At 39.5% G+C, this 11,353-nt stretch carries 11 protein-coding genes; 3 read left to right on the plus strand and 8 right to left on the minus strand.

The genetic code is table 11. The features are described from left to right. Positions 1-3 precede the first annotated feature (3 nt). Positions 4-594, minus strand: coding sequence for a TetR/AcrR family transcriptional regulator (locus ACTHN6_RS02650; RefSeq protein ID WP_440434161.1), 591 nt, complete (start codon positions 592-594; stop codon positions 4-6). Positions 595-722: 128 nt separating this feature from the next. Then, a complete protein-coding gene (locus ACTHN6_RS02655; protein WP_440434162.1) occupies positions 723-1,361 on the minus strand; it encodes a 3-keto-disaccharide hydrolase in 639 nt (212 codons plus the stop codon). Between the two features lie 591 nt (positions 1,362-1,952). Between ACTHN6_RS02655 and ACTHN6_RS02660 the strand changes: the two genes are divergently transcribed. Next, on the plus strand, positions 1,953-2,825 hold the full coding sequence (locus ACTHN6_RS02660; protein ID WP_440434163.1) for an alpha/beta fold hydrolase: 873 nt from the start codon (positions 1,953-1,955) through the stop codon (positions 2,823-2,825). Positions 2,826-2,936: 111 nt separating this feature from the next. Here ACTHN6_RS02660 and ACTHN6_RS02665 read toward each other — a convergent pair whose 3' ends face one another. The 6 genes from ACTHN6_RS02665 to ACTHN6_RS02690 all read right to left on the minus strand — a co-directional run bounded on the left by ACTHN6_RS02665 (position 2,937) and on the right by ACTHN6_RS02690 (position 8,974). Then, the gene (locus ACTHN6_RS02665; protein ID WP_440434164.1) at positions 2,937-5,183 is read right to left on the minus strand and encodes a Tex family protein; all 2,247 of its coding nucleotides are present in this window, start codon (positions 5,181-5,183) and stop codon (positions 2,937-2,939) included. A 153-nt stretch (positions 5,184-5,336) separates the two neighbouring features. After that, positions 5,337-5,777 carry a carboxymuconolactone decarboxylase family protein gene (locus ACTHN6_RS02670; RefSeq protein WP_440434165.1) on the minus strand — a complete coding sequence of 147 codons (441 nt, stop codon included), beginning with the start codon at positions 5,775-5,777 and terminating at the stop codon, positions 5,337-5,339. Between the two features lie 63 nt (positions 5,778-5,840). Then, entirely contained in the window at positions 5,841-6,413 is a 573-nt protein-coding gene (locus ACTHN6_RS02675) for a Crp/Fnr family transcriptional regulator (protein ID WP_440434166.1), read from the minus strand. Between the two features lie 526 nt (positions 6,414-6,939). Beyond that, positions 6,940-7,521: a hypothetical protein gene (locus ACTHN6_RS02680; protein ID WP_440434167.1), complete on the minus strand. Its 582-nt coding sequence runs from the start codon at positions 7,519-7,521 to the stop codon at positions 6,940-6,942. A 140-nt stretch (positions 7,522-7,661) separates the two neighbouring features. After that, complete coding sequence (locus ACTHN6_RS02685; RefSeq protein WP_440434168.1) at positions 7,662-8,207, minus strand: lipocalin family protein; 546 nt, start codon at positions 8,205-8,207, stop codon at positions 7,662-7,664. Between the two features lie 143 nt (positions 8,208-8,350). Then, complete coding sequence (locus ACTHN6_RS02690) at positions 8,351-8,974, minus strand: DUF4159 domain-containing protein (RefSeq protein ID WP_440434169.1); 624 nt, start codon at positions 8,972-8,974, stop codon at positions 8,351-8,353. A 206-nt stretch (positions 8,975-9,180) separates the two neighbouring features. On the opposite strand from ACTHN6_RS02690, the gene ACTHN6_RS02695 reads away from it, so the two are divergent. Next, positions 9,181-10,185 (plus strand): AAA family ATPase, encoded by a 1,005-nt coding sequence (locus ACTHN6_RS02695; RefSeq protein ID WP_440434170.1) that lies wholly within the window; start codon positions 9,181-9,183, stop codon positions 10,183-10,185. Between the two features lie 241 nt (positions 10,186-10,426). After that, complete coding sequence (locus ACTHN6_RS02700) at positions 10,427-11,350, plus strand: DUF58 domain-containing protein (protein ID WP_440434171.1); 924 nt, start codon at positions 10,427-10,429, stop codon at positions 11,348-11,350. Positions 11,351-11,353: the final 3 nt, after the last annotated feature.

Below are 11,353 nucleotides of genomic sequence, written 5' to 3' on the forward strand. Positions count from 1 at the left end.
CTGTTATTTCTTTAAACCATCAATTAAAATGGTAATCATGTTTTCTTCCAGTTCTTCGCCGCTTACTTTTATTTTACTGCGGTGCCAGCTTTCAATGCCGCTTACGGCATGCAAAACAATAAGCACAGCCGTGGAGGCATCAATCTTATTGATCTCGCCTTTTTCAATACCTTGTTCAATAATGGCGGCAAAGCGTTTGCGGTAAGTACGGCGCTGGTTTTGATAATTTGAAAGATAAGGGTCTGTGAGATAGCGCCATTCCCTGTCGCTTATATAAACTTCCTGGAAGTTTTCAATCATTTGTTTTATGTGAAAGCGCAGCAGCGTTTCAAGTTTTTCAATGGGCCGGCCATCGGATACTTCAACTTTATTCAAATGCTCCCAAAACACATTGGCTACATTAAAACATATATCGTGCAGCAGCTCTGTTTTGGAGCGTATATGATTATATAAACTTGCTGCTTCAACGCCCACCATTTCGGCAAGGTCGCGCATGCTGGCCGCCTTATATCCTTTTGCGTGAAAAAGCGCAGCGGCCGCTTTTAATATCACTTCTTTCCGCGATACATCTTTTGCAGTTCTTATTCTTGCCATGCAGCAAATTTATTTTTAATATTTCAAATAATAACCCTGAAAAATAAAAGCATGGCTGTGGTTTAAAATGAATATTTAACCTGCAAACCATGCAATTATAAAGTTATAAAGACAAATGGCATATGCCATTAATCGGCAAGTGGCTTTACCATAATATTTTTAAAATAGACGGTGCTTCCGGGATCGTGGCCCTGCAGCGCAAAAGTGCCGTTTGACAAGAACCTGCCTATACCGTTTGCCGGCTTTTCAATATTATCAGGCTCGGTATAATCCACCACCGTTTTATCGTTAATCTTTATAATAATATGCTTGCCCTGCACTTTTATATATTCTGTAAACCAAACATCATCGGGCGCTATTACTTCTTTCACATCATCAATACCATATAAACTTCCCGTCCTGCGCCAGTCTGTGTGTGAATTATTTACCTGCACTTCATAGCCCTTCTCTGGCCAGCCACCCTGCTGAAACTGCGTATGAAAATAAATGCCTGAATTGGAATGGGCTCTTGTCATTACATCTGCCTTAAACTCAAAATTTTTAAAGTTGTGATTGTTGACAGGCCCTTCATAAAATAAATGGGCTGTTTTACCATTCACTTTAATCCTGCCGCTGTCAACGCTGAATGTTGAAGCATTATCGCCCACTTTCCAGCCGTTTAAAGATTTACCATCGAATAAGGAAACCCAGCTTTGTGCATGCACATGCAGGTTGAATAAAAACATAATTAATAAAATGCCTGTGCAATTTTTAAGAAAGTATTTCATGAGCTTATAATTTTCGGCCTTAAAAGTATTTATAAACAGTTGAAGCTGTTCAATTTATTTTTGGTAAGCTGTTCAGTTTAATAAAGATGAAAAATATGTGTTACAATCTGTCTAATTGTTTTTTTAGCTGAACATAACTCCATGCGGTAAAAGGCAGAACCAGGAGCAGAAGAAAACCCATGCACTTTGTATAAAGGCAAATGTTATTAAAGTTATCATCAGCAAATAAACCGGGTAAGTAAAACCCAGGATGCCGGTAAGCACAGAATCGTAATGATCGCTGTTGGCAAACTTTCAATACATAGTTTTTTGCAGGAATATATAAAGGTGAATGAACAAGCCTGTAACTGCAGGAATGATTAAAATAATTTTTTTTGCGCAATGATTGTTGCTGTTGAAGCATAGCAGCCTGTTTAATCTTATCATTTTTATGGCGCTTGTATTTAAGAATTATATAAGTTGAGTAACCGGGATGCGTACATAACAGGCCTGCTTTGACGCAATTCATACCCTAAGTTGTCGCTGTTACACCACGCCAGCTCCTGAAGTGAATTTTAGTTTTGCTTTATCAATTAAATTCAAACAAACATTATGAAAAAGTTATACAAAACCAATAACCTGCTTAAATCAATATTGCTGATTGCAATTGTGTTTACAGCGTTTCGGTCAAACGGGCAACAAATCCAACCTGCCAGCAGCGGCTACGCACCTGTTAACGGCATTAAAGTTTACTACGAAGTATATGGCGAAGGCCGGCCTATGGTTTTATTGCATGGCGCTTTCATGACCATTAACGGGAACTGGAGTGAACTGATTCCTGAACTATCAAAAACCCGGAAAGTAATTGCCATTGAATTGCAGGGGCACGGGCATACCCAGTACTCAGACAGAACATTATCGCATGCTGCTTTGGCAAGTGATGTGGCAGGCGTAATGGATTACCTGAAAATTGACAGTGCAGATATTGTAGGATATAGCATGGGCGGCTCTGTAGCTTATGCTTTTGCTATACAACATCCTGAGCGGTTAAGAAAGTTGGTAATTATTTCTTCTACTTATAAAAGCAGCGGCTGGCTGCCTGAAGTAAACGATGCATTTAAAACATGGAAGCCTGAATTCTTTTTGAATACCCCTATGAAAACCGCATACGATGCGGTGGCGCCTGATACTACAAAGTGGGCAAATTTCATAGAGCAGATGATTGCCTTTGCAAAGACGCCGTTTGACCTGGGTGATTCTAATATTGCGAAAATTACTGCCCCTGTGTTAATCATATCCGGTGATAATGATGGCCTGGATAAAATTGAATTGATGAAAACCTATAAGTTATTAGGTGGCGGCATTACTGCTGATATGCAGCCAATGCCAAAATCACAATTGGCTATTGTTCCTGCACAAGGCCATGTGAGCCTGGTGATGCAGACAGCAACAATTTTAAGCTACCTGAACAATTTTTTAAAATAAGGCCAATTTGCGATAATCTTTAAACCAGGATTAAGAAACATTTTTAAGAAGATTTCGCTTATTCATTCAAAGCTAAAGCAGTAGGTTTTGTATATTCTTTATTCCAAATTCCTATTTTCCAAACTTCTTCTTTAATGCAGCCAATGCATCGTTTACATTCATTGAAGAAAGATCTTCCTTCCTGCGGTTATGTTGTGAACGGTTGGTGTTTTGATGTGGGTGCTGCGGCCTTGCCGGCGCTTCCTGCGTTTGTTTGATGGAGAGCGCAATGCGGCTGCGGGGAATATCCACTTCCAGCACTTTTACCATTACCTTATCGTTGAGCTTTAAAACCTCAGCAGGATCGCTGATATATTTATGCGCTATTTCGCTCACATGCACAAGGCCATCCTGCTTTACACCAATGTCAACAAAAGCGCCGAAACGCGTAAGATTGGTTACAACGCCGGGCACTACCATACCGGGATGCACTTCTTCAATTTTATAGATTTGTGCAAATTCAAATTGTTCGAGTTCGCTGCGCGGGTCAAGGCCGGGTTTGTTGAGTTCTTTTAAAATATCCTGAATGGTAAGCTCGCCAATTTCTTCCGTAGCATATTTTTTAGGCTGAATACCTTTAAGCAAGGCTTCATTGCCTATAAGCGACCGCACATCCACTTTTAAATCTGATGCAATATGTTCAACAATCTTATACGCTTCAGGATGTACGGTGCTTGCATCAAGCGGGTTGCTGCTGTTTTGCACTTTTAAAAAACCTGCACATTGTTCAAATGCTTTGTTGCCAAGCCGCGGCACTTTTAATAATTCGTTACGGTTATTAAAGCCGCCGGTTTCATTCCTGTATTGAATAATATTTTCTGCAAGCGAACTGCCAATGCCGCTTACATAACCCAGCAAATGTTTGGACGCTGTATTAAGGTTTACACCAACCGCATTTACACAACTTACAACTGTGGCATCCAGTTTTTCTTTCAAACGAAACTGGTTTACATCGTGCTGGTATTGGCCAACGCCAATACTTTTGGGATCAATCTTTACCAGCTCTGCCAATGGGTCCATTAATCGTCTTCCAATACTTACCGCGCCACGAACGGTTACATCATAATCCGGGAATTCTTCCCGCGCTGTTTCGCTGGCAGAATAAACAGATGCCCCGTCTTCATTCACTAAAAATACCGGCAGGTTTAAATTGAGCTGTTTAATGAATTGTTCCGTTTCGCGGCCGGCGGTACCATCGCCAATAGCAAAAACCTGTATCTTATATTTTTCAACGAGCGATCTTATTTTATAGCTGCTGTCATTTAAACGGTTAGGCTCATGCACATAAATAAGATCGTTGTGCAATAATGTTCCTTTTTCATCCAGGCAAACCACTTTACAACCGGTGCGGTAACCGGGATCAATTGCTAATATTCTTTTGCTGCCAAGCGGTGCACTTAACAATAACTGGCGCAGGTTTTCTGCAAACACATTAATGGCCTCTTCATCCGCCCTGGTTTTTAATCCCGTGCGAAACTCTGATTCAAGGCTTGGCTGCAGCAGACGGCGGTATGCATCTTTGATGGCTTTTTTTACCTGCTCAACAGAACTGTTTAAACTATTCTTGATATACAAATCTTCTATTAAATACAAAGCTTCTTCTTCACCGGGCGCAATGCTCATGCGTAAAAAACCTTCGAGGAAACCACGCAACACTGCCAGTATTCTATGTGATGGCACTTTATGAATTGGCTCGCTGAAATCGAAATAGTCTTTATACTTCGCCGCTTCTGCTTTCTTATCTTCCAAAACCTTGCTTTGCAGCGTTGCCGTATCTTCAAACAGTTTGCGCATTTTAGCACGCACCTTATCATCTTCATTAATGGTTTCGGCAATAATATCCCTTGCGCCCTGCAAGGCTGCATCGGCATCTTTTACATTATCATTAATATATTTTGCAGCTACCGCGGCAAGGTTGGTTTCTGTTTGTTCAAGTAGTAGCAGGGACAGTGGCTCAAGCCCATTCTCCCTTGCCGTTTGTGCTTTTGTTTTACGCTTAGGTTTATAGGGAAGATAAATATCTTCCAGTTCGGCCAGTGTTGTGGCTTTATTAAGTTTATCCTGCAGGGTATCCGTCATTTTGCCCTGCTCGGTAATGGTTTTTTCTATGAATGTTCTGCGTTCGGTAAATTCTTTTAAAGCTTTGGCTTCGTCCTGGATTTTTTGAATCTGCACTTCATCCAATCCGCCGGTTTTATCTTTCCTGTACCGTGCAATAAATGGTATGGTTGCGCCTTCTTCAAATAAGGTTAATACGGCCTCAACTTGCCCGGGCTTTACGTTTAATGAAACTGCTATCTGTTGCCTGAATTCTTTCATCACAAAACTTTTAAGGGCGGCGAATATAGACGAGAATGAAGAAAGAAAAAATGTAAATTGTAAACAGGCTTTAATAAGTTAGTCTTATAAGTAAAATTAAACGGCACCGCAATAATTCCGGTGCCGTTTGTATTGTTTAAACCGATAAATTCTTTAATCTGCGATTGGCACTAAGGTGCTTACGCTAATGCGGTTCCAGGCATTGATCAGTACAACTGCCATTATGATATGTGCTATTTGTTCATCGCTAAAATATTGCTGCGCTTCTTTATAAACAGCATCTGAAACACCATGCTGGCTTATGAGCGTTACTTCTTCCGTTAATGCCAGCATTGCTTTTTCTTCAGGGGTAAATAAATCTGTTTCACGCCATGCATCCAGCAAGAAAATACGCTGCTGCGTTTCGCCATATTTCAATGCATCTTTTGTATGCATATTCAAACAAAATGCGCAATGGTTTATTTGGGATGCCCGTATTTTAATCAACTCTTTTTGTATAGGTGTTAATGCAGTTTTGTTCAAGGCTGTAACTAATGCATACATGCCTTTGTATGCCTCGGGAAAAATTGTAGCAATGTTTACTCTTTGTTCCATGATATTTTTTATTTTAATAGAGCAAAGCTATTAAAGACCGGAGTGGTGGTTGCTTAAACTGGTTTAAGAAATTGTTTTGCGCCGTATCTCGCTTAAATATTCGGGTGAAAAGCCAAGAAAAGATGCTAATAAATATTGCGGAATGCGTTGCACGAATTCAGGATAAGCGCTGCTGAACAGTTTGTACAGTTCCTCCCTTGAAAGACTATATAAACTTTTTATCCTGAACTGTGCTGCTGCATGGGCGCGTTGATGTATAAGCCGGAAATACCTTTCCATAACAGGATGCTGCTGCAGTAATTTTTCCTGATTGGTATAACTTAAGGCCAGCACATTGCTTTTTTCAACGGCCTGTATATTATATAATGATGGCTGCTGTTTTTCAAAAGAAGTATAATCGGCCAGCCACCAGTTTTCTATGGCAAACTGCGTGGTTTGTTCGATGCCTTTTTCGTTAATAAAAAACAGGCGAAGGCAGCCCTTAACCGTAAAGTAATTGTTTTTGCAAATGTTGCCTTCGGTTAAAAGGTTTTGTTTCTTTTTAAATTGTAAAGGGATGAAATATTGCAGCACTTCATTAAGTTCTTCACTGCTGATAGTAATAAAGCGATTGATATGTTCCTGAAGTTCGTGCATGCTGTGTGGCGTAAATGCAGGCTGTTGCCTGCGAATAAGATGCCATGCGAAGATAGCTTAACCTGGCAGTTGGCTATAACCTAATATTTTCTTTTTGCACCTAATGAAACCAGCAGCCAGCCAAAAGCAATACAGCACCATAATACGCGAACAAAAACCAGTGTATCCATAGTTCTAAATTTTAGAAGTGCAAGCTATCTGTTGTCATAAAAAAGAAAAACAACCAGTCGGTTAATTATATAAAAAAATAGGTAAATGAAAGTATTAGCGCGACAAAACGGAACCTGTGTATACAACAAAGCCACTTATATAAGTGGCTTTGCAATTAATATATAGGTTTTATTATTTTAAACCTGTTGTGCTATTAAAATTTTAGAGAGCATCAATTAAATAACTTTCTTAATTCGTCATGTCGAGGTAACGAGACATCTCTGCACAGTTATAAATTTCATAATAAAATAGAGGTTTCCCCTTTCGTCGAAATGACGATTCGACCATCCTTTACATAATTTAAGAGCACAGCACGTTATTTTAAATATTTACCCAGGGCTTTGCCAGCATCGGCATAGGCTTCTGCAATCCTTCCGCCGGTATCAAAATCATAACCGCCAAAAGTTCTGCCCAAAGCTTTATCAACAGAAATTTTTGCAATTACATTGGCGGGGTTTGCTGTTTCCACAATTAATGCAATGGCATTTATCTGGGCATTTTTACGCATTACACCAACATTATATCCCGGTTCGGTAAAGATGGTTTTAAAGATTAAAGTGTATTTAGCTTTCTTGCTGTTCGATTTATCACTGTACTCAGTAAAAAGCTCTTCAAATTTTGGTTCAAAACGGCTTTTCCTGTCATCCACCCAGGCTTTGGCCCAGGTATCGCCCCTGCCGGCTTCTTTGTTATTGTAGTCTTCTTTTTTCTTGGCTATATAATCTTCTTCCTTGTCAAATTTGCCTACGCTCATGTTATCGTAAGTATATTCTAAGTTGATGCTTGATTCTGCTTTAACGGCATCAATGCTTCCTTCCAATACTTTAATTTTTTGCGCTTTAAGGTTACCTGAAAAAGCAAACAATGCAATGGCTGCAAGTGTTAACAGTTTTTTCATCTTGGTTGTTTTAATGGTTTTTAGATGTTTTTGATTAAAGGGTAAAAGAAATAAATACTATTCAATTAGAAAATAAATTTATGATGAATTGGTATTTCAGGGTTATGAATTGTACCTGCGTTCCCGCTGGCAGTTATTGGTCAGTTTTGTCTTGTCCATACCAGGTCTTCAATGGGGACGCCGGCAGTTTGTGCAATGAATAAATATTCGCTCGTAATATTTTCAGGCATTGTCTTTTCTCTTGAAAGCAGCCATAAATAATTTAAATTATGCCCTGCCACCAGCGCATATTTATATTCCTTATCGATGGCAATAATATTATACCCGGAATAAAAGGGACCAAAAAAAGAAACTTTTAGCTGGCCTGTAGTTTCATCATCCACAAACTTTGCCTTGCCTTCAGAGGTCTTCCATTTGTTGTTTTTAACATCATAGCCGCTGTTTATTACTTTTATAGACCCATTAGTGTTTAAAGAATAGTCGGCCGTTACATTTTGCAGGCCTTTTTCCCAATAAAAATCGAGCCTTGCAATTTCATACCACCTGCCCATATATTTTTCTTTATCAAAATCTGTTATAGCATTCACGCCGGCAGGGATTGTTTTTTTAGCCTGCAATATAAAATAAGCAATGCCGGCCGTTGCCAGTGCAGCACCCGCTGCAATTAAATATTTTTTTTGCTTCATGGTTATGTTGAATTAATCCATTGAATAAGCATATATCGTTCCATATTTTCAGCGCCGGTTTGTGTTATTCAATTAAAAGCAGGCGGCAGCGTTTAAAACTTATATGGCCACTAAACCTGGTTATGCCGGTAACTGGCGGTATATCATGCATTCATTGCATACATAATAATGTTTACGCCAAATTTTGTATTGTCTTCAGATAGAAAACGCTTGTTGCGGTAATCATAATCCCACTCGCAGCCATAATCTTTGTTGCTGTATAGTAAACCAATACGGCCATTTATTTCAATGGCTTTCAGGTAATCATGTACCAGGTCGTCGCCCCATCCATTTAGTTCAAAAGAAGTAGCAGGCGGCCCCTTTTCAAACTCGAAAAAGGAATGATATATCTCGTGTGTATTGGGAATTTTTTTCAAAGCATCTTTTCCAAACAGGCTTGCTGTCTGTGCTTCAAACGATTTTGCAAACAATCCATCAATATCATGGTTGCAATCATCCGCAAAAACAAAACCGCCGTTTTCAATATACTGCTTAAAATTGGAAGCTTCTTTCTTATCAAACTGCACCAGTTTATGACCGCTTATATAACAAAAAGGATATTGAAAGATTTCATCGTTTGAAAGGTCAATTACCCTTTCCGTCATGTTAATGGGAATAGTAGTGTATTCGAGTAAAGAGTTGAGTATATTGGCGGGCATGCGCTGGTCTGTATCCCAGTCGCCTGAACGATAACGAAGCCTTACGAAAGTGAATGTTGCGTTATGCATTGCCCCAATTATACAAACAAAAAATATGCTTGCATATTTTTTTATTTGTTTGGTTGTTTGGATCATGATTTTGTGAGATTGAAGAAGCAGGAAAGTGCATATTGGGTTATCATCTTTAAAACCAGTCATGTAATTTTTTGAGATATGCAATGTTTATGTTCATTTTATTTTTATTATGCAATAAATTGAACCCATTCAAAATACACATGCAGGAAATAACAGAAAATACGGTGCGGGAATTAACGGCCAAAACAGCGCAGCTAAAGCAGGAAATTCAAAAAGTAATAGTGGGCCAGGAGAATGTAATTGATGAAATATTAGTTACACTTTTTGCAGGCGGTCATTGCCTCTTGGAAGGTGTGCCCGGCCTTGCAAAAACATTGATGGTGCGTACAATTGCGCAGGCACTGCATTTATCATTCAGAAGAATACAATTCACCCCGGATTTAATGCCCACAGATATTCTTGGTACAGAAATTTTGGAAGAAGACCATACCACCGGCAAGCGTTTTTTTAAATTCAATAAAGGCCCGTTGTTTGCCAACATTGTACTGGCGGATGAAATAAACCGTACGCCGCCCAAAACGCAATCCGCCCTGCTGGAAGCCATGCAGGAATTTGAAATAACCTATGGCGGCCAAACCTATAAATTAGATAAGCCTTTCTTTATTCTTGCTACGCAGAACCCCATTGAACAGGCAGGCACCTATCCTTTGCCTGAAGCGCAGCTCGACAGGTTTTTATTATACATCAAAATAGGTTATCCTTCCGCAAAAGAAGAAACTGATATTTTAAGCAATACAACCGGCAATCGTGTAAGCAATGTGCAGGCTGTATTAAGCGCTGATGAAATACAACAATTACAAACACTTGTGCGTGATGTGCATATAAGCGAAGACCTGGTGCAATATGTTGCATCCCTGATAAGGGCAACGCGTCCTGGTGATACAACGGTAAATTATGTGAAGGAATGGGTGCGATGGGGCGCCGGCCCGCGTGCAGGGCAGGCGTTGATATTAACGGCTAAATCACGCGCTTTATTAAAAGGCCGTTATGCGGTTGTTATGGAAGATATCCAGGCAATGGCAGCGCCCGTTTTACGCCATCGCATATTAATGAACTTTAAAGCTGAAGCGGAACAGATCAATTCAGATAATGTAACGGAAATATTGTTGAAAGAAATAGCACGCAGCAAAACAGCGTTGGGATGATTAAAGTGAAACGTGAACGTCAGTAGCCAAATTTTAATTTTAAACCTTCAAAGACTATACATTGGTTGAAGTAAATATCAAGACCAACAGCCGAAAAGTCATAAGCACAAAGCTAAATAAAGGCACAGGAAAAAATGTGCTGAATATGATTTCTTCTTGATTTTTCTTTCCTGCCCGATTGACATCTGTCAGGCGGGGGTTACTTTTTTTGCATTAAGGCAAAGAAAGTAACCAGGCATAAATGAAAATTATCTTCTATTTAAAGAAAAAAATACAAGTGAACAATCTTTTACATCCCAAAACATTAATGGCTATCAAAGACCTTTCACTCGCTGCAAAAAAAGCAGTGGATGGTTTTATGAGTGGTATTAATAAAAGTAATGTAAAAGGTGCAGGGCTTGAGTTCAGTCAATACAGAAGCTATCAGCCCGGCGATGATTTACGATGGCTCGACTGGAAAATGTATGCCCGCAGCGACCGTTATTATATACGCGAATCGGAAATGGAGACAAGTATTTCAGTTCGTTTTTTAATTGATGCAAGCCGCTCCATGCTGCATGAAGATAACGGCATAAGCAAAATTGATTATGCAAAATATATGGCGGCTGCACTGGCATATCTCGCACAATTACAAGGCGATGCCATTGGCTTGTATGTGTTTAAGGAAGGCGGGTTATTTTCATTGGCAGCGAGAAAAGATGCGCAGCATCTTTCCAGGTTTTTTTACCAGTTACAAAACATACAGCCTTCAGGAAAATTTACGGACGCCATTCATTATAAACACATATTTACCGGTGAACATAAAAGGGAATTACTTGTTTTTATTACCGATATGTATGAGCAGGATAAGGAGATAACAAAATTACTGGAGGTCTTGTCTTCGCTGAAGCATGATATAATTGTGTTTCATCTCATGGGTGAGAATGAACTTGCATTGAATTACGGTAATTATACGGCTGTACAGGATTTGGAAACGGGTGAAAAGATCAGCATCAATACACGAGAAACAAGAAAGTTGTATGAAGAAAAGCTGCAGCAATATTTATCCGGCGTGCGCATGAACCTGCTGGATAAGCATATTTATTACAGGCTGGTAAGCATGGCTGAACCATTGGATAAATCGCTACGGGATTTTTTAACGCAAAGGCAAAAAAATTTTGTTTAACTA

This window comes from Parafilimonas sp., assembly GCF_051953455.1.
Classification (GTDB): domain Bacteria; phylum Bacteroidota; class Bacteroidia; order Chitinophagales; family Chitinophagaceae; genus Parafilimonas.